At 67.3% G+C, this 21,391-nt stretch carries 21 protein-coding genes; 17 read left to right on the forward strand and 4 right to left on the reverse strand.

Annotation, left to right across the window (positions count from 1 at the left end):
* Positions 1-4 precede the first annotated feature (4 nt).
* Together LXM88_RS36310 and LXM88_RS36315 are read left to right on the forward strand one after the other, a co-directional pair.
* On the forward strand, positions 5-964 hold the full coding sequence (locus LXM88_RS36310) for a chemotaxis protein CheX (protein WP_262544281.1): 960 nt from the start codon (positions 5-7) through the stop codon (positions 962-964).
* A gap of 29 nt (positions 965-993) precedes the next feature.
* Positions 994-1,359 (forward strand): response regulator, encoded by a 366-nt coding sequence (locus LXM88_RS36315; protein WP_006486240.1) that lies wholly within the window; start codon positions 994-996, stop codon positions 1,357-1,359.
* Positions 1,360-1,397: 38 nt separating this feature from the next.
* On the opposite strand, the gene LXM88_RS36320 is transcribed toward LXM88_RS36315, so the two are convergent.
* Positions 1,398-1,928 carry a DMT family transporter gene (locus LXM88_RS36320; RefSeq protein ID WP_262544282.1) on the reverse strand — a complete coding sequence of 177 codons (531 nt, stop codon included), beginning with the start codon at positions 1,926-1,928 and terminating at the stop codon, positions 1,398-1,400.
* A gap of 90 nt (positions 1,929-2,018) precedes the next feature.
* Here LXM88_RS36320 and LXM88_RS36325 point away from each other — a divergent pair, with 90 nt between their 5' ends.
* From LXM88_RS36325 to LXM88_RS36340, 4 genes are all read left to right on the forward strand, one after another.
* Positions 2,019-2,924: a LysR family transcriptional regulator gene (locus tag LXM88_RS36325; protein ID WP_262544283.1), complete on the forward strand. Its 906-nt coding sequence runs from the start codon at positions 2,019-2,021 to the stop codon at positions 2,922-2,924.
* Between the two features lie 133 nt (positions 2,925-3,057).
* A complete protein-coding gene (locus LXM88_RS36330) occupies positions 3,058-4,008 on the forward strand; it encodes a hypothetical protein (protein ID WP_412524183.1) in 951 nt (316 codons plus the stop codon).
* Complete coding sequence (locus tag LXM88_RS36335; RefSeq protein ID WP_262544285.1) at positions 3,954-4,478, forward strand: DUF3592 domain-containing protein; 525 nt, start codon at positions 3,954-3,956, stop codon at positions 4,476-4,478. Before LXM88_RS36330 ends, LXM88_RS36335 begins: the two co-directional genes overlap by 55 nt.
* A gap of 152 nt (positions 4,479-4,630) precedes the next feature.
* Positions 4,631-5,425, forward strand: coding sequence for an enoyl-CoA hydratase (locus tag LXM88_RS36340; RefSeq protein ID WP_262544286.1), 795 nt, complete (start codon positions 4,631-4,633; stop codon positions 5,423-5,425).
* A 165-nt stretch (positions 5,426-5,590) separates the two neighbouring features.
* Here LXM88_RS36340 and alr read toward each other — a convergent pair whose 3' ends face one another.
* Positions 5,591-6,718 carry an alanine racemase gene (alr, locus tag LXM88_RS36345; protein WP_262544287.1) on the reverse strand — a complete coding sequence of 376 codons (1,128 nt, stop codon included), beginning with the start codon at positions 6,716-6,718 and terminating at the stop codon, positions 5,591-5,593.
* A 302-nt stretch (positions 6,719-7,020) separates the two neighbouring features.
* On the opposite strand from alr, the gene LXM88_RS36350 reads away from it, so the two are divergent.
* Positions 7,021-7,392 carry an MAPEG family protein gene (locus tag LXM88_RS36350; protein WP_262544288.1) on the forward strand — a complete coding sequence of 124 codons (372 nt, stop codon included), beginning with the start codon at positions 7,021-7,023 and terminating at the stop codon, positions 7,390-7,392.
* A gap of 39 nt (positions 7,393-7,431) precedes the next feature.
* Here LXM88_RS36350 and LXM88_RS36355 read toward each other — a convergent pair whose 3' ends face one another.
* On the reverse strand, positions 7,432-8,379 hold the full coding sequence (locus LXM88_RS36355) for a LysR family transcriptional regulator (RefSeq protein WP_262544289.1): 948 nt from the start codon (positions 8,377-8,379) through the stop codon (positions 7,432-7,434).
* A 119-nt stretch (positions 8,380-8,498) separates the two neighbouring features.
* On the opposite strand from LXM88_RS36355, the gene LXM88_RS36360 reads away from it, so the two are divergent.
* From LXM88_RS36360 to LXM88_RS36405, 10 genes are all read left to right on the forward strand, one after another.
* A complete protein-coding gene (locus LXM88_RS36360) occupies positions 8,499-12,038 on the forward strand; it encodes an ABC transporter ATP-binding protein/permease (protein WP_262544290.1) in 3,540 nt (1,179 codons plus the stop codon).
* Positions 12,039-12,656: 618 nt separating this feature from the next.
* The gene (gene glnH, locus LXM88_RS36365; protein ID WP_262544291.1) at positions 12,657-13,409 is read left to right on the forward strand and encodes a glutamine ABC transporter substrate-binding protein GlnH; all 753 of its coding nucleotides are present in this window, start codon (positions 12,657-12,659) and stop codon (positions 13,407-13,409) included.
* Between the two features lie 66 nt (positions 13,410-13,475).
* The gene (gene glnP / locus LXM88_RS36370) at positions 13,476-14,132 is read left to right on the forward strand and encodes a glutamine ABC transporter permease GlnP (RefSeq protein WP_059237092.1); all 657 of its coding nucleotides are present in this window, start codon (positions 13,476-13,478) and stop codon (positions 14,130-14,132) included.
* The gene (glnQ, locus tag LXM88_RS36375) at positions 14,129-14,857 is read left to right on the forward strand and encodes a glutamine ABC transporter ATP-binding protein GlnQ (protein WP_165948018.1); all 729 of its coding nucleotides are present in this window, start codon (positions 14,129-14,131) and stop codon (positions 14,855-14,857) included. The genes glnP and glnQ overlap by 4 nt, the downstream gene beginning before the upstream one ends.
* Before the next feature lie 20 nt (positions 14,858-14,877).
* Positions 14,878-15,927: a C45 family autoproteolytic acyltransferase/hydolase gene (locus tag LXM88_RS36380; RefSeq protein ID WP_262544292.1), complete on the forward strand. Its 1,050-nt coding sequence runs from the start codon at positions 14,878-14,880 to the stop codon at positions 15,925-15,927.
* A gap of 15 nt (positions 15,928-15,942) precedes the next feature.
* Positions 15,943-17,277 carry an aspartate aminotransferase family protein gene (locus tag LXM88_RS36385; RefSeq protein ID WP_262544293.1) on the forward strand — a complete coding sequence of 445 codons (1,335 nt, stop codon included), beginning with the start codon at positions 15,943-15,945 and terminating at the stop codon, positions 17,275-17,277.
* Between the two features lie 35 nt (positions 17,278-17,312).
* The gene (locus LXM88_RS36390; protein WP_262544294.1) at positions 17,313-17,867 is read left to right on the forward strand and encodes a carboxymuconolactone decarboxylase family protein; all 555 of its coding nucleotides are present in this window, start codon (positions 17,313-17,315) and stop codon (positions 17,865-17,867) included.
* 162 nt (positions 17,868-18,029) lie between these two features.
* On the forward strand, positions 18,030-18,851 hold the full coding sequence (locus LXM88_RS36395) for an extensin (protein WP_262544295.1): 822 nt from the start codon (positions 18,030-18,032) through the stop codon (positions 18,849-18,851).
* 171 nt (positions 18,852-19,022) lie between these two features.
* Entirely contained in the window at positions 19,023-19,268 is a 246-nt protein-coding gene (locus tag LXM88_RS36400; RefSeq protein ID WP_262544296.1) for an AbrB/MazE/SpoVT family DNA-binding domain-containing protein, read from the forward strand.
* Positions 19,265-19,660, forward strand: coding sequence for a PIN domain-containing protein (locus LXM88_RS36405; RefSeq protein WP_047903562.1), 396 nt, complete (start codon positions 19,265-19,267; stop codon positions 19,658-19,660). The genes LXM88_RS36400 and LXM88_RS36405 overlap by 4 nt, the downstream gene beginning before the upstream one ends.
* Positions 19,661-19,778: 118 nt before the next feature.
* Here the strand turns inward: LXM88_RS36405 and ahpF are convergent, their stop codons facing one another.
* On the reverse strand, positions 19,779-21,377 hold the full coding sequence (gene ahpF, locus LXM88_RS36410; protein WP_262544297.1) for an alkyl hydroperoxide reductase subunit F: 1,599 nt from the start codon (positions 21,375-21,377) through the stop codon (positions 19,779-19,781).
* Between the last annotated feature and the right edge of the window lie 14 nt (positions 21,378-21,391).

Consider the following 21,391-nt stretch of genomic DNA (forward strand, 5'->3'; position numbering starts at 1 on the left):
TGAGATGACCGAAGACAAACCCGTCAGCAAGGTGCTCGTGCTCGACGACAGCCGCGCACACGCCGATGCGATCAAGCGTTTCTGCGACGAGCACAACCTGGTCGGCCTGACTGTAAGGCGCAGCCGGCTGCTGAAGGTGCTGCGCTCGAACATCGATCTCGGCGCGATCCTGCTCGCCGAGGATTACGGCGGCTCGCCGGTCGAGAGCGCGATCATCGCGACGCAGATCGATGCGCTGCGGCCCGAACTGCCGATCATCCTGCGCCGCGAATCGCTCGCGTCGCGCGACGGGCTGCCCGATGCGCTCGCGCGCGTCGCGTGCGCGGCGTACGCCGCGGACGACATGACGCCGCTCAAGCGCGCGATCGACGAATACCTGTTCGGCCGCGACTACCCGAACGCGCTCGTGCGCGGCATCTCGGAGATCACCGAGGCGCGCATCGACAGCCTGTTCCCGGGCATGACGATCGAGCACGAGACGCCGTGCATCGTTCGCGACCAGATCATCTTCGGCGAAGTGTTCAGCCTGATCGCGCTCGAAAGCGCGTGGTGCCGCGGCTACATGCTGCTGCAGACGAGCGAGCAGCCGCTGCTCGACATGCTCGGCGGCACGCGCGAAGACGGCCGCGCGCCGGATTTCCGCGACGTGAACAGCGTGCTCGGCGAGCTGACCAACCTCGTATGGGGCGCGTTCAAGAACCGCTACCTCGGCGATGCCGAAGCGCTCGCGCGCCATCCGGTGCAGGTGCCGCTCGTCGTCAATCACAAGCAGAAGTTCATCTCGTTCGGCGGCGACTGTCCGCAGCTCTGCTTCAAGTACCGGATGACCGATCCCGAATCGGGGCGGTCCGTCTGTCTCGACCAGCGTTTCGTGTTCAGCCTGAGCTGGTCGCCGGAGGATTTCCGCGAATCGGTGCAGGACGTGGGGCCGATGGTCGAATCGGGCGAACTCGAACTGTTTTGAAGTCAGCAACAAGGAAAGGGGAATACGACATGGCAAAGATTCTGGTGGTCGACGATTCGGGCACGGTGCGCGACGAGGTCGCGGGCTTCCTGCGCAATCACGGGCTCGACGTCGCGACGGCCGTCGACGGCAAGGACGGGCTCGCGAAGCTCAAGGCGACGCCCGGCGTGCGCCTCGTGATCAGCGACGTGAACATGCCGAACATGGACGGCCTGACGATGGTCGAGAAGATTCGCGGCGAACTGGCGAACACGGCGGTCAACGTCGTGATGCTGACGACCGAAAGCAGCCCGGCGATGAAGGAGCGCGGCAAGGCGGCCGGCGTGAAGGGCTGGATCGTGAAGCCGTTCAAGGGCGACGCGGTGCTCGACGCGCTGAAGAAGCTCGCGGGCTGACGCGCTTCGCGGGTGCGGGCCGGACGCCGGTTGCGCACTCAACGCTGCGGCTCGGGTTGCGCGGCCGCCGCGTCGCCGGTTGCAACTGGCGCGCGCGGTGCGGGCGTCTGCCATTGCACGACGATCATCCCCGCGAAGATCAGCGCGACGCCCGCGATGCGGCCGGGCGTCGCGAGCCGCTGCGGCAGGCCCATCAGCCCGTGATGGTCGATCAGCAGCGACGCGAGCATCTGCCCGGCGACGACGCAGACGATGAAGGTCGTCGTGCCGAGCCGCGGCGTCAGGATCAGCGCGAGCGTGATGTAGATCACGCCCGCGAGGCCGCCGAGCCATATCCACAGCGGGCGTTGCAGCGCGTCGCCGATGAGCGGTGCGTTCGCGCGCGTCGCCAGCAGCACCGGCAGTACCACGAGCAGGCTGACCGTCAGCGACGCGACGCTCGCCCACAGCGGGTGGCCGAGCGTGCGCCCGAGCGCCGCATTGCTGCCGCCTTGCAGCGGCACGAGCGCGCCGGCGACGAACGCCGCGGCGGCGAGCGAAAGGGTGGTAAGGGAAAGCGAAGTCGTCATCTGGGCCGGTCATGAAAGGGTGTCGAAATGATTGTCATCCATTAAGATGGCGAATGGAAATTCGTCTTTCGGATGCTTCGTATTCGTGTCATGAATAATTTAGCTCGTATCGACCTGAACCTGCTCGTCACGCTGCATGCGTTGCTGAGCGAACGTCACATCTCGCGCGCCGCGGTCCGGCTGCACAAGAGCCAGCCGGCCGTGAGCCATGCGCTCGCGCGGCTGCGCGAGATCTTCGGCGATCCGCTGCTGGTGCGCCGCGCGGGCCGGCTCGACCTGACCGCGCGAGCGAATGAACTGATAGAACCGCTGAACGACGTGCTCGTGCGGCTCGGCGCGCTGATCGAGCCGGCCGCGTTCGATCCGTCCGCGACCACGCGCGTCTTTCGCATCGCGATGTCCGACTACGGCGCGCGCATCGTGCTGCCGGCGCTCGTGAAGACGTTGCGCGCCGATGCGCCGGGCATCGAGCTGATCGTGTCGCAGGCCACGCGCGAGGCGATGCGGATGCAGCTGATGGACGGCGAGGTCGATCTTGCGCTCGGCGTGCTGCCCGCGCTGCAGCGCGAACTGCATGCGCAGCCGCTGTTCGTCGAATCGTTCGCGTGCCTGGCCGACGCGAGCCGCTTGCCGCGTCGCGGCGAACTCGCGCTCGACGCGTGGCTCGCGCGACCGCATGCGCTGGTCGCGATGCGTGACGGCATGGACAACGAGGTCGATCGCGCGCTCGCGCGGTTGAGGCGCGAGCGGCACATCGCGGTGATCCTGCCGTTTTGGGACGTCGCGAACGACCTGATCGCCGGCACCGATCTCGTGCTGACTGTCGCGCGCCGCAACCTCGACCGCGTGCGCGACGACGCGCGCCTGCGTGTGTTCGAACCGCCGTTCCCGATCGATTCGTTCGAGTTCGCGCAGCACTGGCATGCGCGCCGGCACGGCGACGCCGCGCATGTGTGGCTGCGGCAGACGATCGCACGCGTCGCGAGCGGCGGATAGCGGCGTGGCATGGGCAACGATTTACAGCGCGCGGCGATGTCCGTATCCTGCCAAACCGATCTCGTTGCCTTGCAGACTCTCGCACGTGCGACGTCGCTGTACGTCGTCTCGCTACTTCACAGGACATTCCAGCATGACAGTTCGTCTGGCACCGTGGCTGATCGCGCTCGGCACTGCATTCGCGGGCCTGACCGCACACGCGGCGGGCACTGCGCATTCGCTTGACCAGGTGCCCGGGAAGTTCAGTTCCCCCGATGCACGGGCAGCGTACGCGCGCGAGATGAGCGGCGTGCCCGAGCAGGACGGTTTCGGCGTACATCTGCCGTCCGGCTTCACGAAGGCGGCGCTGGCGGCGCAGCTTGCCCCCGGCCAGCCGCTGGCGCGCGTGGTGCTGGTCGGCGCGAAGCCGTGGCCGCAGCGCCCCGGCGCGTTCGTCGCGATCGTCTGCGTGGCACCGACCGACGGCCTCGCGCACGAGGTGCTGAAATTTGGTGCGCCCACCGATTGCGAAGGCTTCGAGCATCACACCGATGCCGATGATCAGAAGGAACTGGTCTGGCTGGGCGTATTCGAGCTTGATCAGGACGGTGTGCCGCGCCTCGTCGCGCGTACCGAACAGCCGCTCGAACAGGGGATCGATTGGAGCCAGACGAATATCGAGGTTCCCGACGACCTCGAGCAGGCGCAGCGGGCCGATTTCGCGATACGGCCCGAGCGGTGGCTGCGGTTCGATCTCGCACCGTATGCGCTGCGGGCGGGCGATGCAGCGTTCGGCGTGCGGGCTGGCTGGTCGAGCGGCTATTCCGGCGGTGGCGCGTCATTCGAGGCGTTGTACCTTTTCCGGATCGACGGTAAGACGCTACGCATCGTGTTCGCGCAGCCGATGATGTTCTACCGGGATATCGCGGGCGATTGGCATCGTGACGGCACGCGCGATCACGACATCACGGAGGGCAGCAATACACTGACCGTGCTGCCGACGTCGAAGGACGGTTTCCACGACCTCCAACTGCGTCAGCGCGGCGGCAAATGGCGGCAGACGTTTCGCTGGTCCGCGGCCGATGGCGAATATCAGCCGCGCTGAAGCGGGGCAGGCGCAGACGGCCGAGCGCTTCAAACATGACGCAAGAATCCGGCATGCGGATATTCAAGGGCTGTTTCGCCGTGCTGATCGGCACGGTTCTGCTGTTTTTCGCGGCGTTCGATTTCCGGTCGACACGGGACTTCATGCGTGAATCGATCGTCGTTCCGGGGCGCGTAGTCCGGCTCGACTACGGGCCGCATCATCCGGACATCGTCTTCACGACTCGCGCGGGCGAACGAATCGAATACCCGCAAGGCGGCGAAGTCGACGTCAATCTCGGCGATGCAGTCGAGGTGCGCTACCTGCCTGCCGAACCGCGCATGAGCGCAAGGATGAATACGTTCGGGGCGCTGTGGGGTGGATCGATCACGTTTGGCATGATCGGCGCCATCGTCGTATTGGCCGGGTTGAGCGAAGTGCTGTCGTGGCGGTGTCATGCGAAACGGGCCGACGGGCCTTCTGCCGGTTGATGCCGGCGGGCAGTTGCGGGCGTTGACGAGCCATCCATCGACACGCCGATCTCTGGAACGTCGCCGGCCGCCGACATGTCTCCATCCATGCCGCGATTGGACTATATTGACCTGCTATCGCATCGAGATTGCATTCAATCAGGTGGCCCGTCATGGATTCGAATCCCTCATCATCGGAACCCATTTTGCTGCGTGAAGACCACGACGGCGTCGTCACGCTGCGGCTGAACCGGCCGCAGCAGTTCAACGCGTTGTCCGAAGCGATGCTCGCGAGCCTGCACGATGCATTCGAAACGCTGGTGGCCGATCCGCACGTGCGCTGCGTCGTGCTGGCCGCGCAAGGCAAGGCGTTCTGCGCGGGCCACGACCTGCGGCAGATGCGCGGCAAGCCGGAACTCGACTACTACCGCTCGCTGTTCGCGCAGTGCAGCCGCGTGATGCTCGCGATGCGCGCATTGCCGGTGCCGGTGATCGCGCGCGTGCACGGCATCGCGACGGCGGCCGGCTGCCAGCTCGTCGCCGCGTGCGATCTTGCCATCGCGGCCGATACCGCGCGTTTCGCGGTATCGGGCATCAACGTCGGGCTGTTCTGTTCGACGCCGGCCGTCGCGCTGAGCCGCAACGTCACGGCGAAGCGCGCGTTCGACATGCTCGTGTCCGGGCGCTTCGTCGATGCGGCGACAGCCGCCGCGTGGGGGCTCGTCAACGAAGCCGTGCCCGAGGACGCGCTCGATGCGGCCGTCGCGCGCAAGGTCGCGGAGATCGTCGCGAAGAGTCCGGCGGCGGTGCGCTACGGCAAGCAGATGTTCTACCGCCAGCGCGAGTTGCCGCTCGACGAAGCGTATGCGTATGCGGGCGACGTGATGGCGCGCAACATGATGGAAGAGGATGCGGGCGAAGGGATCGACGCGTTCCTCGAGAAGCGGAAGCCGACGTGGCGTTCGTAGTACACGCCGGATGTATGCGTCGAGCGGGGCGGAAGGGCCCTAGCCAACGCGTTTTCTCCGGCTCGGGTTTCCTGTCCGCCGGAATGCAAACGGGCCGCCCGAGGCGGCCCGCCAGTGACGTGGCAGACGCTGCGACGCGGTAGTGCGCCGCAGCATCGACGTCGGTCAGCGCCCGTAGCTCCCGGTCCGCAGCGCCGGCTCCGGCTGCGCGGTCGATGCGCCCGGCGGCACGATCACGACCGGCACGCGGCGCGCGAGCGCGCACATCAGCTCGTAGCCGATCGTGCCGCTGGCTTCCGCGACGTCGTCCACCTTCACCTGGTCGCCCCACAGCTCGACGCTCGACCCGATGCCCGCGTTCGGGCACGGCGTCAGGTCGACGGTCAGCATGTCCATCGACACACGGCCGACGACGCGTGTCATCACGCCGTCCACCGCGATCGGCGTGCCGGTCGGCGCGTGGCGCGGATAGCCGTCCGCGTAGCCGCACGCGACGACGCCGATCCGCATCGGCCGGTCGGCCGTGAAGCGGCGGCCGTAGCCGACGGTTTCTTCCGGCGACAGCGTCTGTACGCCGATGATCCTGCTCGTCAGCGTCATTGCGGCCATCAGCGGCGTGTCGGCGATATGCCGCGACGCACCCGTCGGCGACGCGCCGTACAGGATCGTGCCGGGCCGCACCCAGTCGCGGTGCGCGCGCGGATGCCACAGCACGGCCGCCGAATTCGACACCGAGCGCTCGCCCGGAATCCCCACCGTGGTGGCGTCGAACTGATCGAGTTGCCAGTCGACCTCGCCTTCGTCCGCGTTCGCGAAATGCATCATCAGCGTGATCTTGCCGATCGACGGCGCGCTCGCCGCGCGTTCCCATGCGGCGCGGAACGCGGCGGGCCGGTAGCCGAGCCGGTTCATCCCGGAGTTCATCTTGAGCTGGATGTCGATCGGCTGCTGCGGCTTCGCCGCGATCAGCAGGTCGAGTTGCTCGTCGCAGTGCACGGCCACCGTCAGCCGATGGCGATCGGCCAGCTCGACGTCGGCCGGCTCGAAGATCCCTTCGAGCAGCAGCACGGGCTTGTCCCAGCCGAGTTCGCGCACGCGCACGGCTTCGTCGAGATCGAGCAGGGCGATGCCGTCGGCCGCCGCGAGGCCCGGGTAGATCCGCTCGATGCCGTGGCCGTATGCGTTGGCCTTGATCACGGCCCACACGCGCGATAACGCGGCGGTGCGGCGGATGAAGTCGAGGTTGTGGCGGACGGCGTCGGGGCGGATATGGGCGACGATGGGACGGGGCATGGCGATGGCTCGGGTCGGATGTCGTTCGGCGCGCGGCGGCGCGCCCGGATCGGCAGGCTGGCGCGGTAACGCGTCAAGCCAGTGTTGAGCGCTATCTTATTGGTGTTCGACCAGTTTTAATTAACGTATTTGTCGATGATTTGGTGGAATTTTTGGTGGCGGACCTGTGCTCGCCGCGGCCGTCGACGGCACGTGCAGCCGAGTCACCCGTCTAGAAAACCGGTGCGCGAACCGCGCGGCGCAATGCTAAGCTCTCGGCGATCTTGCCATTGAATAATGTAATCATAAAGGAGGAGACTTTGATGACGACGTCCCAGCTGTGCCTGTTCATCGTGGCGCTGTTGCCGTTCCCGCTGACGTTCCTGGCCAAGGCCCGCAAGGGCTACGACAACCGTACGCCGCGCGAGTACCTGGCGAAACTCGAAGGCTGGCGCGCGCGGGCGCAGGCCGCGCACCAGAACGCGTGGGAAGCGCTCGCGCTGTTCACGGCCGCATTGGTCGTCGCATGGCACAACGGCGCGAACGCGCACCACGTCGACCAGCTCGCGATGGGTTTCGTCGCGACCCGCGTCGTCTATATGCTGATGTACCTGCTGAACTGGGCGTCGCTGCGTTCGCTCGTGTGGTCCGGCGGGATGGCGTGCGTCGTCGCGCTGTTCTTCGCCGCGCCGTAACGGGCCGTCAAGAAGCGGTGCCGGCTTCGCGTGCCGGCCCTATGCGCCGCCCGCGCCCCGCGCGTGACTGTCGTTGGATGCGGGCGCAACGATCTTGGCGACGAACGGCGGAGCGTCCGCTTCACGTCGCAGGAACGCGATCAGCGGATCGAGCAGCCGGTGCCGCGTCGACGGATGGCGGCGCAGCACGAAGCGCCATGACGCGTCGCGTTGAAGGCCCGGCACCAGCGGCACCAGACGCCCGCTGCGCAGTTCGGGCTCGATCAGCGGCACACGGCCGAGCGCGATGCCCGCGCCGCCCACCGCCGCGCCGATCACCTGGCTGAAGCTGCTGTAGCGGACGATCTTCGTTTCGAAATCGTCCGGCAAGCCGAACTCCGATGCCCAGTTGCGCCAGTCGATCTCGGGGCTGTTTTCGTGCATCTCCTGCAGCAGCCGCGAGCGGCACACGTACCCCGACGCGTACGGATACAGCTCGGGACTGCATACCGGAAACACGGTCTCCCGCATCAGCACGTCGTCGTCGGCCCGCAGCCGGTGCGCGGGCACGTGCACGATCGCCAGATCGATGCCGCTGCGCGCGAAATCCGGTTCATCTTCGAGCACGACGGCATGCAGCGGCGTTTCGGGATGAAGCGACGAGAATTCCGCAAGACGGCGCGCGAGCCACATCGACGAAAACGGCGCGTTGGCGGAAACGGTGAGCCGTTGCTCGGTGCCGCGAATCTCGGCGCACGCGTCGGTCAGGCGCGACAGCGCGTCGCTGACGGCCGGCAGCAGGCGTGCGCCGGCCGGCGTGAGGCCGATGCCGCCGAGCCCCGTGCTGCGTTCGAGCAGCCGCGCGCCGAGCGATTCCTCGAGCGCGCGGATCTGATGGCTGACCGCGCTCGTCGATACGTTCAGCTCGGCCGCCGCGCGCGCGAACCCGCCGAGGCGGACAGCCGCCTCGAAAGCACGCAGTGCGCCAAGGGGAGGAAGGTGCGACATGCGGGGTATTGTAGTTGACTCAACACCCGTTGAAAAATCATCTTTTGCCGCGCGCGGGCGGCGCGGGTAGCCTCGATCCGGTCAAGAAAAACGCACCAAAACACCGACTGGAGGGCTTCATGTATTTCGACCGACGACTATGGGCAATGATGGCGGGACTACGCGGGCGGGTGGCCGCGGCCGTCGCGCTCGGGCTGCTCGCGATGGGTGTCGGCATTCTCCGTTTCGTGTTTCTCGGCCGCGTGCTGGCGCTGGTCTTTTCCGGCGCGCCGGTGCGCAGCATCGTCGAAGCCGTCGTTGCAACGGCGGCCTGCGTGCTGCTGCGCGCGTGGCTCGACCATCGCCGCACGGTGCTCGCGCAGCACACGGCCGGGCGCGTACAGGCCACGTTGCGCGCACGGCTGTTCGACCGGATCGCCGCGCTCGGCCCCGCATGGTTCAGCGGCGAACGCACGGGCGGCGTGATGCTGGCCGTCGTCGACGGCGTCGAGCAGCTGCAGACCTTCTTCGGCGTCTACCTGCCGCAGCTCGTGATCGCCGCGTGCGCACCGGTGATGATCTTCGCGGTGCTCGCGTGGTGGGACGTGCCGACGGCCGCGATCCTGCTGGTCGCAGCGCTCGTCACGCTCGCGCTGCCGCAGCTCGTGCATCGCGCCGACCGGCGCGCGGCGCTCGCACGCTCGGCCGCCTTCAAGGCATTCGGCGAGGAGTTTCTCGATGCGGTGCAGGGCCTGCCGACGCTGAAGGCGTTCGGGCAGAGCACCGCGTTCGGCGCGAAGCTGGCCGCGAAGGCGCGCGCGCTGTCCGACAGCACGTTCTGGGTGCTCGCGCTCGGCCTGCTGACGCGGCTCTTCACCGATCTCGGCACGGGCCTCGGCGCCGCCGCGGCGATCGCGGTCGGCGCGTGGCGCGTGCGGCACGGCGACATGAGCCTCGAGGCGCTGCTGATCGTGCTGATGGCCGGCAGCGAGATCTTCCGGCCGCTGCGTGACCTGCGCGCGGTGCTGCACCAGGGGATGATCGGCCAGTCGGCGGCGAATGCGATCCACGCACTGCTCGACGCGGGCAGCCACGTGCCGGCCGCCGCCGCGCCGCGCGTGACGGGCCTGCGGCCGGAGATCGCGTTCGACGGCGTCAGCTTCGCGTATCCGGGGCGCCGTGCGGATGCGCACGCGGCGCTGAGTTTCTCGGTTCGCGAAGGCGAGACGGTGGCGATCGTCGGCCCGAGCGGCGCGGGCAAGTCGACCATCGTGCGCCTGCTGCTGCGCCAGCACGACGCGCAGGGCGGCGCGATCCGCATCGGCGGCCACGACGTGCGCGCGCTCGACGCCGGCCAGGTGCGCGAGATGATCGCGGTCGTCGCGCAGGATGCGACGCTGTTCGACGGCAGCGTCGCCGACAACCTGCGGCTCGGCCGCCCCGACGCGAGCGACGCCGACATGATCGCGGCCGCGCGCGCCGCCAACGCGCACGATTTCATCTCGGCGCTGCCCGACGGTTACGCGACGCGCATCGGCGAACGCGGGCTCATGCTGTCGGGCGGCCAGCGCCAGCGCATCGCGATTGCCCGCGCACTGCTGCGCGATGCGCCGATCCTGCTGCTCGACGAGGCGCTGTCGTCGGTCGACGCGGAAAACGAAGCGCTGATCCAGCAGGCGCTCGACCGGCTCACGCGCGGGCGGACGACGCTCGTGCTCGCGCACCGGTTGTCCAGCGTGATCGGCGCCGACCGCATCCTGGTGCTCGACCAGGGGCAGGTGGTCGACGAAGGCACGCACGCGGCGCTGATCGCGCGCGACGGCCCGTATCGCCGGCTGATGGGGCCGCAACTGGAAGCGGTTGCCGAAGCGGTCGGCGCGGCGACGACGGCCGGCGCCACCGCACGTGCGTCGTCGGGCCCGCAGGTCAGGCCGCTGAACGACGACGCGGCGACGATCGGCTGGCCGGAGACGTTGCGCACGCTGCTGCGCTTCGTGCGTCCGTGGAAGGCCAAGGTCGCGCTGACCGTGCTGTTCGGGATCGGCCGCGTGCTCGCGTTCATCGGCGTCGGCGTGATCGGTGCGCTGGTGGTCGGCGCGGTGTCGGCCGGTCACGTCAGCACGGCGCTCGTCGTGGCGCTGCTCGTGATCGCGCCGGTGGCGGCCGTGCTGCACTGGCTCGAATCGTGGCTCGCGCACGACATGGCGTACCGGCTGCTCGCGGAAATGCGCATCGCGCTGTTCGCGACGCTCGAACGCCTCGCGCCGGCCGGGCTGCTGCGCCGCCGCTCCGGCGATCTCGTCGCGCTCGCGACGCAAGACGTGGAGACGGTCGAGTATTTCTATGCGCACACGCTGGCGCCCGCATTCGTCGCGGTGCTCGTGCCGGCCGGCGTGCTGGTGCTGCTCGCGGCGGTCGCGTGGCCGCTCGCGCTCGTGCTGCTGCCGTTCCTGCTGTGGGCCGGGCTCGCGCCCGTGCTGGCCCGCCGCGATGTCGACCGGCTCGGCACCGGTGCGCGAGAAGCGCTCGGCCAGCTTGGCGCGCACCTGACCGAAACGATCCAGGGGCTCGCGGAACTGACCGCGTTCCAGGCAATCGCGCGCCGGCGCGAAGCGTTCGTGGCGGAGGTCGATGCGTACCGGAAGCAGCGCGCGAAGCTGCTCGACGACCTGTCGTCGCAGAGCGCCGCGCTGGAAATCGCGAGCGGGCTCGGCGGGCTGGCCGTCGCGGCGCTCGGTGCGCTGCTGTGCGCGCGCGGCTGGTTTCCGCGCGAGTCGTTGCCGCTGCTGGTGCTGGTTGCCGTGGCCGCGTTCATGCCGGTTGCGGAGATCGGCCAGGTTGCGCGCCAGCTGGCCGACACGATCGCGTCGACGCGACGGTTGCGCGCGCTCGAGAAGGAGCCCGTCACCGTAACGGACGGCACGCAGCCGATGCCCGGCAACCCGGCGGTGCGTTTCGAGGAAGCGTGCTTCACGTATCCGGGCCGCGGCGTGCCCGCGATCGACCGCGTGAGCTTCGAGGTGCCGCCCGGCAGCACGGTTGCGCTGGTCGGCGCGTCGGGCGCCGGCAAGTCGACCGTCGCGAGCCTGCTGCTGCGCTTCTGGGATCCGCAGCAGGGCCGCGTGACGCTCGGCGGCGTCGACCTGCGCGACCTTCGGCTCGACGACCTGCGGCAGCACATCGCGCTCGTTGCGCAGGATACCTACCTGTTCAACGACACGCTCGAAGCGAACATCCGGCTCGCCGCGAGCGACGCGTCCGACGCGGACGTGCAGCGCGCGATCGAGCATGCGGCGCTCGGCGAATTCGTCGCGCGGCTGCCGGATGGGCTCGCGACGCGCGTCGGCGAGCGTGGCGTGCAGCTGTCGGGCGGCCAGCGCCAGCGTGTCGCGATCGCGCGTGCGTTCCTGAAGGATGCACCCGTGCTGATCCTCGACGAGGCGACGTCCCACCTGGACACGATCAGCGAGCAGCAGATCCGTGCGGCGCTGGAAGACCTGATGACGCAACGGACGTCGATCATCATTGCGCACCGGCTGTCGACCGTGCGCAATGCCGATCTGATCCTCGTGATCGAGCAGGGCAGCGTGATCGAGGCCGGGCGTCATGCGGAACTGCTGGCGCGGCAGGGCGCGTATGCGCGGCTCGTGTCGCATCAGGCGAGCGGGGTGGCGGCGTGACGGAAGCAGTATCGACGCGTTGCCGGCCGGTGTCTCCATACGAATCCCGCAACGTTCGTTGAGTCGCGCCGGCGCTTGGCGGCTTCGCGGATTCGGCCACCCCGGCACGCCGCCGCATTGAATCGCTGCTGATACGCTGCATGAACGAGCGGGCGGGCCCTGGCGAGTGCGTTCGCGGCTGTACTGTCGCCATCCCGTCGCACTTGTGGCACGGGATGGCAAACCTGCGGCCCCGCACCGGACGCCGTCATCCTCTCTTCACGCTCCGCCATCCGCCCGTGCGGCGCGACCCGGCCCCGGCCGGTGGCCCGTCGCCCCGGCCGTCTCCCTGTTTCCCCCGTTCCTCCGTTTCCTCCGTTTCCCCCGTTTCCCCCGTTTCCCCCGTTTCCCCCGTTTCCCCCGTTTCCCCCGTTTCCTCCGATCAATCCGGTCCGCGCGGCTCGGGTTTGTCTCGATGCATTTTCCCGTTGCGGACTTTTTTGTTGTCGTAGTATCGCCGTTGACAACACATGTTGCACTAATGTCTAATTCGACATCGCATGTTGCGGTGCTGCTTGATGTCGTCGTTCCCGCCGGCCGGCTGGCCGGCTACATCGCTCAATCATGCGGAGAGAAACCATGAGTCGCCGTTCCTTCCTGAAAGCCGTCGCGGTCGTTGCCGCGCTCGGCGCAAGCCTCGCGCACGCGGATACCAAGACGCTCGTCGTCGGGACCGATACGTCGTTCATGCCGTTCGAGTTCAAGCAGGGCGACAAGTACGTCGGCTTCGATCTCGACCTGTGGGCCGAGATCGCGAAGGACCAGGGCTGGAAATACACGATCCAGCCGATGGATTTCGCGGGCCTGATCCCGGCGCTGCAGACGCAGAACATCGACGTCGCGCTGTCGGGGATGACGATCAAGGAGGAGCGCAAGAAGGCGATCGACTTCTCCGCGCCGTACTACGACAGCGGCCTCGCGGCGATGGTGCAGACCGGCAACACGACGATCAAGTCGATCGACGACCTGAACGGCAAGGTGATCGCCGCGAAGACGGGCACTGCAACGATCGACTGGATCAAGGCGCACCTGAAGCCGAAGGAGATCCGCCAGTTCCCGAACATCGACCAGGCCTACCTCGCGCTTGAAGCCGGCCGTGTCGACGCGGCGATGCACGACACGCCGAACGTGCTGTTCTTCGTGAACAACGAAGGCAAGGGCAAGGTGCAGGTCGCGGGCCAGCCGGTCAGCGGCGACAAGTACGGGATCGGTTTCCCGAAGGGCAGCCCGCTGGTGCCGAAGGTCAACGCGTCGCTCGTGAAGATCAAGGCAGACGGCCGCTACGCGCAGATCTACAAGAAGTGGTTCGGCGCCGAGCCGCCGAAGATGTGAGCGTGACGCCGCAACAGCGCGCGGCCATGCGGCCGCGCCGGTTTTGAATCGAACGGGGAGCGACAAGTGAATTTCGATTGGTCGGCGATCTGGGCGGCGTTGCCGGACCTGATGGACGGGGTCCGGTTGACGGTGTTCATCGCATTTTTCGGGCTGGCGGGCGGTTTCATCGTCGGGATGGTCGCGGGGATGTTCCGCGCATACGGACCGAAGGCGATGAACGTGCTCGTCCAGGTCTACATTGAATTGATCCGCGGCACGCCGATCGTCGTGCAGGTGATGTTCCTGTATTTCGCGCTGCCGTTGCTCGCGCACATTCGCATCGACGGCCTGACGGCCGCGATCATTGCGATTACGGTGAATTCCGGTGCGTATCTCGCGGAAGTGGTGCGCGGCGCGCTGCTGTCGATCCCGAAGGGGCTCACGGAAGCGGGGCTCGCGATGGGCTTGTCGATGCCGCGCGTGCTGCTGAAGGTGGTCGGGCCGCTGGCATTCCGGCGGCTGATTCCGCCGCTCGGCAACCAGTGCATCGTGAGCCTGAAGGACACGTCGCTGTTCATCGTGATCGGCGTCGGCGAACTGACGCGCAAGGGGCAGGAAATCATCGCGGGCAACTTCCAGGCGGTCGAGATCTGGAGCGCCGTGGCTGTCATCTACCTGTTGCTGACCGGCGCGATGACGCTGACGCTGCGGCTCGTCGAAAAGAGGATGCGCATCTTATGAGCATGATCGAATTCCAGAACGTGTCGAAGAGCTTCGGCCACGTACCGGTGCTGAAGCATATCGACCTGAAGATCGACGCGGGCGAGGTGGTCGTCGTGATCGGCCCGTCGGGGTCGGGCAAATCGACGATGCTGCGCTGTATCAACGCGCTCGAGAAAATCACCGGCGGCGAGCTGCTCGTCGACGGCCAGAGCGTGCGCGGCAACGCGACGACGATCCGCAACATCCGGCTCGAAGCCGGCATGGTGTTTCAGCAGTTCAACCTGTTTCCGCAAATGACCGCGCTCGAGAACGTGATGTTCGGGCCGACCCAGGTGCGCGGTGCATCGCGCGCCGAAGCACGCGACCAGGCGATGGCGCTGCTCGACAAGGTCGGCCTCGAATCGCGCGCGAATCATTACCCGTCCGAGCTGTCGGGCGGCCAGCAGCAGCGCGTCGCGATCGCGCGCGCGCTCGCGATCCGGCCGCGGCTGATGCTGTTCGACGAGCCGACGTCGGCGCTCGATCCGGAATTGCGCCACGAAGTGCTGAAAGTGATGCAGGATCTCGCTACCGAAGGGATGACGATGATCGTCGTCACGCACGAGATCGGCTTCGCGAAGCGGGTCGGCACGCGCCTGCTGTTCATGGATCAGGGCGGGATTGCCGAGGACGGTCATCCGGTCGACCTGATCGACCGGCCGCCGACGCCGCGCCTGAAGGAATTCCTGAAACACGTGTCCTGAACGAAACCGAATCATCTGACATGCCGCTTTCCCTTTCTCCCGTCATCGCCGGCGCGCCGTTCGACATCGGCGTGCGCCTCGGCGAGCTCGCCCGTCCCGTGTTCGATGCGTACATGCAGCAGAGCAGCGCGTGGCAGGCCGTGCGCCGCTGGCGCGGCCATCCGTTCGTCGATGCGCTGCGGCAGGCGGCGCTGGCCGCGTACCCCGATCTCGTCGCGGAACTGGACGGGATCGCGGCGGGCATCGGCTGGCCGGCCGAGGACATCTTTTTGTGGAACTGCCGCGGCGAACTGATCCACAACGCGCCGGACGGCTGCACGACGCTCGCCGCGCGCGGCGCTGACGGCACGCGCTGGATCGCGCACAACGAGGACGGCGATCCGTTCCTGCGCGAGCGCTGCCTGCTCGTCGACGTGCAGCCTGAGGGCAAGCCGGGCTTCATCAGTTTCTACTACCCCGGTTCGCTGCCGGGCCATACGTTTGCCGCGAACCGTGCGGGCATCGCGCAGGCGATCAACAACCTGCGGATCCGCACGCCGGCACCGGGCGTGCCGCGCATGATTCTCGCGCGCGCCGTGCTCGACGCGACATCGCTCGACGCGGCGGCCGACGTGCTGCGTCTGCATGCGCGCGCGAGCGGCTTTCATCACACGCTCGGGGCGACCGGCGATGCGCGGCTGCTGAGCATCGAAGCGAGCGCCGCGCGTTGTTCCGTGATCGACGTCGCACGGCTCGCGGGCCATGCGAACCATCTCGTGCATCCCGGCTGCGAAGCAGAAGCGCAGATCGTCACGCAATCGTCGGCCGACCGCCAGCGGCGCGTCGATGCGCTGACGCCCGGCATCGACGCGATCGACGAAGCTGCGCTGCTGCGCGTGCTCGGCGATCGCGCGCCGGACGGGCTGCCGATCTACCGCGACGACCCGGCCGACCCCGACGACGAGAACACGCTCGCGACCGCGTTGTTCGCGATCGGCGCGGCGTCGATCGATTTCACCATTCACCAGCACGGCACGCAGCGCTTCGCGACGCGCATCGTGCCGTCCGGGCGCGCACACGACGCGTCCTGATCCATGAGGCAACGCATGACGACCGTTTTCCATCGCGCTCCGCGCGCCACCTTGCCCGTCGCCGTCGCAGGCGACGGCATCGAGATCATCGACTCGACGGGCAAACGCTATATCGACGCATGCGGCGGCGCGGCCGTCTCGTGTCTCGGCCACAGCAACCAGCGCGTGATCGACGCGATCAAGCGCCAGGCGCAGCAACTGCCGTACGCGCATACGTCGTTCTTCACGACCGACGTGGCTGAGGAACTGGCCGACCGGCTCGTCGCCGGCGCGCCGGCCGGCCTCGAACACGTGTATTTCGTGTCGGGCGGCTCCGAGGCGATCGAGGCCGCGCTGAAGCTCGCACGCCAGTATTTCGTCGAGAAGGGCGAGCCGCAGCGCCGTCATTTCATCGCGCGGCGCCAGAGCTATCACGGCAACACGCTCGGCGCGCTCGCGATCGGCGGCAACGCGTGGCGGCGCGAGCCGTTCCTGCCGCTGCTGATCGAAGCGCATCACGTGAGCCCGTGCTATGCGTATCGCGATCAGCAGTCGGGAGAGACCGACGAAGCGTATGCGCAGCGCTTGGCGGACGAGCTCGAACAGAAGATCGTCGAACTCGGTGCGGAAAACGTCGCGGCGTTCGTCGCGGAAACGGTGGTGGGCGCAACGGCCGGCGCAGTGCCGCCGGTGCGCACGTACCTGCAGAAGATTCGCGCGGTGTGCGACAAGTACGGTGTCCTGCTGATTCTCGACGAGATCATGTCGGGGATGGGGCGCACGGGCTATCTGTACGCGTGCGATGAAGACGGCGTTGCGCCCGACCTGCTGACGATCGCGAAAGGGCTCGGCGCGGGTTACCAGCCGATCGGCGCGACGCTCGTCAGCGACCGCATCTACCGGACGATCGTCGACGGATCGGGCTTCTTCCAGCACGGCCACACGTACCTCGGCCATGCGACCGCATGCGCGGCCGCGCTCGAGGTGCAGCGCGTGATCGCCGAGGAGAACCTGCTCGACAACGTGAAGGCGCGCGGCGACCAGTTGCGCGCGTCGTTGCGCGAGCACTACGGCACGCATCCGCATGTCGGCGACGTGCGCGGACGCGGGCTGTTCGTCGGCGTCGAGCTCGTGCGCGATCGCGACAGCAAGGCGACGTTCGATCCCGCGCTGAAGCTGCATGCGGCGGTCAAGCGCGAAGCGATGCAGCGCGGCTTGATGGTGTATCCGATGGGCGGAACGATCGACGGCGTCCACGGCGATCACATCCTGATCGCGCCGCCGTTCGTTTGCACCGCGCAGCAGATCGATACGATCGTCGAGCGGCTGTCGGGCGCGATCGGCGCGGCGCTCGCTGCGGCCGGCGCGTGACGGCATCGATGCACTGAACCTCACCGGATCATCACATGACTGACAGACTGCCACCGTTCGATCCCGCGTCCGCCACCGACGCGCAGAAGGCCGTGCTGGCCGACATTCTCAGCGGCCCGCGCGGCAATTTGAACGGGCCGTTTCTCGGCTGGATCGCCAGCCCCGAGCTGGCTCAGCACGCGCAGAAGCTCGGCGCGTTCTGCCGCTATCGCACGGGCCTGCCGCTGCGGCTGTCGGAGCTCGCGATTCTCGTGACGGCCGCACGCTGGCGCTCGCAGGCCGAGTGGCACATCCACCATCCGATCGCGCTCGACGCGGGCGTACCGGCCGCGACCGCCGACGCGATCCGGCGCGGCGTCGCGCCGGCATTCGAGTCGGACGACGATGCGTTGATCCATGCATTCGCGAGCGAGTTGTACGACACGCGGCGCGTCAGCGACGCGACGTTCGCGCGCGCGCAAGCGCGCTTCGGCCACGAAACCGTCGTGAATCTGGTTGCGCTGCTCGGCTATTACGCGCTCGTCGCGATGACGCTGAACACGTTCGGCATGCGTGCGGACGGGCAAACCGATCTGCCGTTTCCGGAGTAACGGTCGTGCAAATGGTTGTGCATTGATCGTGCCGGAACAGCGGCGCGATACGTCTGACGATCGCGCCACCGGCATCAATGCAACCAAATGTATTCATGCGGGATCAACGGCCGATGGCCGCGTATGATGGCTTGTTCACGTCGACATGATCGGTGAACAAGCATGACGAGTACCCGCAAGACCTTGATGATTGCCGGTGGGCTCCTGGTAGCCGCGGCCGGCACTGCCTACGTGATGCTGCTGCGCGCGGACCACCGTGCGATCGAAGACGCCGGCATCGGCGATTCGGCCGCACCGGTCGCCACGGCGCCCGCGAACGACGATCACGCGGTGCAGGGCGCCATCGCGCCGCCGGCACCGGCGGCCGCTACGGCAGCCCATGACGATACGGCGCCGAAACAGGCAGCTGTGCCGCCGCCACCATCCGCACCGGCGCAGAAACAGGTGGCTGTTCCGCCGCCACCCGCACCGGCGCCCGCGCCGGCAGCACCCGCACCCGCGCGCGTGAGCGCCGCACCTGCATCTGTCCCCGCCGTTCCGGTTGTCAGCGAGAAAGCGCAGCCGGTGACGAAGCCGAGCGCACCGCCGCCGAAGGTCAACGTCGTGACGGTGGATGCGCAGGATTCGACCCCGCCCGCTGCACAACCGGCACAGCCTGCAAAGCCGGCCGCGCCGGCGCAGGTCACGCAACGCGCACCGCGCAAGCGCGACGGCCTCGAACGCCACGCGGCCACAACGCCTTCAGCAACGAAATCCGAAACGGCGGAAACGGCCGCGCTCGTCAGGGAATCGGCGAAGCTCGACCCGTCGCTGCCTCCGCCGCCGATGTCGTCGATGTCGGCGAGTTCCGGTTCGACTCGGCAGGGCGGTTCATCGTCCGGCGCGAATCCGGTTGCCGCCGCGATGACCGAGCAACTGGTCAGGCAGTCGAGCAATTTCAAGGCGTCGCCTTCGGCGAATGGCGATCCGTCTGCCACCAAGTAAGCCGCGCGATTCGAGCGTGAATTTTTCGCGCAGATGATCGGGTATCCGGCATTTGATTGACGCGCCCATTGCCCGGCAGTCGCAGGCGGTTTGACCTGTCCTGCGCAGATACGCATCCTTGCGGTTTCCGATTCCTTACCTTAAAGTAAGGAAATCTGAATCGGAGGCGCTATGGCATCGGCAACCGTGACATCGAAGGGGCAGGTCACCATACCCGTGGACGTGAGAACCCGCCTGGGTCTTGCGACCGGGGATCGAATCGAGTTCATTCTCAACGAAAAGACTGGGCGGTACGAAGTCGTTCCCGCCACGAGTTCGATTACTTCGCTCAAAGGCATCATTCGCAAGCCGGCAAAACCCGTGTCGATCGAGGACATGAATGCCGCGATCGCGGAGCGGGGAGCGTCGGCGCGATGATCGGTCTCGACACGAATGTGCTCGTGAGATATCTCGTGCAGGATGACCCGGTCCAATCGAAGAAGGCGACCCGGCTGGTCGAATCGCTGACTGCCGAGCATCCCGGCTATATCACGCAGGTTGCGTTGGTCGAGGTCGTTTGGGTGCTTGCGCGGGCCTACGGTTCGGACCGCGACGAGATCGCGCAGGTGATCGAGGCGCTATTGCGAACGAAGGAACTGGTCGTCGAAGCCGCGGAAACGGTCTGGAAGGCATTGCGCGTGTATTCCGGCTCGTCCGCGGATTTCTCCGATTGTCTGATCGAACGGACGTGCCATGAGGCGCAATGCCAATACACGATGACGTTTGACGCGAAAGCGGCCAAGGTTGCCGGGATGCGACTCGTCAGTTAAGGACAATTCGCTATTTTTCTGCGCCTCCAGGCGTCGACACAAAAAAGACCCCGCACGCCGACCAAAGCATGCGGGGCCAAGAGAGACAATCCGTTGTGCTGCAGGCGCTGCCTGTGCGTTACACGGCGACCGCTTCCTCGGCCTGCGGCTGAGCGACTGCAACCGGCGCCACGTCCTGCCGGATCAGGTGGTCGAACGCGCCGAGCGATGCCTTCGCGCCTTCACCCACCGCAATCACGATCTGCTTGAACGGCACCGTCGTCACGTCGCCGGCCGCGAACACGCCGGGCACCGACGTCGCGCCGCGCGCATCGACGACGATCTCGCCGTGCTTCGACAGTTCGATCGTGCCTTTCAGCCATTCGGTGTTCGGCACGAGGCCGATCTGCACGAACACGCCTTCGAGATCGATGCGCTGCGTGTCGCCCGAGCGCAGATCCTTGTACACGAGCCCGTTCAGCTTGCTGCCGTCGCCGGTCAGCTCGGTCGTCTGCGCCTGCGTGACGATCGTCACGTTCGGCAGGCTGCGCAGCTTGCGTTGCAGCACTTCGTCCGCGCGCAGTTGCGCGCCGTATTCGATCAGCGTGACTGCCTTCACGATGCCGGCGAGGTCGATCGCGGCCTCGACGCCCGAGTTGCCGCCGCCGACCACCGCGACGCGCTTGCCCTTGAACAGCGGGCCGTCGCAGTGCGGGCAGTACGCGACACCGCGATTGCGGTATTCGCGCTCGCCCGGCACGTTGATTTCGCGCCACCGCGCGCCGGTTGCGAGAACGATCGTCTTTGCCTTCAGTATCGCGCCGTTCGCGAGGCGGATCTGGTGCACGTCGCCCGGGATCAGTGCGTCGGCGCGCTGCACGTCCATGATGTCGACGTCGTACTGCTTCACGTGCTGTTCGAGCGCCGTCGCGAACTTCGGCCCTTCGGTTTCCTGCACCGACACGAAGTTCTCGATCGCCATCGTGTCGAGCACCTGGCCGCCGAAACGCTCGGCGACGACGCCCGTCGCGATGCCCTTGCGCGCCGAGTAGATGGCCGCGGCCGCGCCGGCCGGGCCGCCGCCGACGATCAGCGTATCGAACACCGGCTTGTTCTCGAGCGATTTCGCGGCACGGGCGCTCGCACCCGTATCGAGCTTCGCGAGGATTTCCTTCACGCTGCTGCGGCCCTGGCCGAACGATGCGCCGTTCAGGAACATCGTCGGCACGGCCATGATCTGGCGCGACTCGACTTCGTTCTGGAACAGCGCGCCGTCGATCGCGACGTGACGGATGCGCGGGTTGATCAGCGACATCACGTTCAGCGCCTGCACGACTTCCGGGCAGTTCTGGCACGACAGCGAGAAATACGTCTCGAACGCGTAGTCGCCGTCGAGCGCGCGGATCTGTTCGATCACGTCGTCGTCGAGCTTGATCGGGTGGCCGCCCGTCTGCAGCAGCGCGAGCACGAGCGATGTGAATTCATGGCCCATCGGGATGCCGGCGAAGCGGATGCCGGCCGGCTTGCCGGGCTCGCCGATCGAGAACGACGGCTTGCGCTCGGCGTCGTCGCGGCGTTCGGTCACGGTCACGCGATCCGTCAGCGACGCAATCTCGTTCAGCAGCGCCAGCAGTTCCTGCGATTTCGCGCTGTCGTCGAGCGAGGCGACGAGTTCGATCGGGCGCGTGATCTTTTCGAGGTACGCTTTCAGTTGATTCTTGAGATTGGCGTCGAGCATGGCGTTTCGGATTC

Origin of the sequence: Burkholderia sp. S-53 (assembly GCF_025560745.1) — a bacterium.
Lineage (GTDB): Bacteria > Pseudomonadota > Gammaproteobacteria > Burkholderiales > Burkholderiaceae > Burkholderia > Burkholderia pyrrocinia.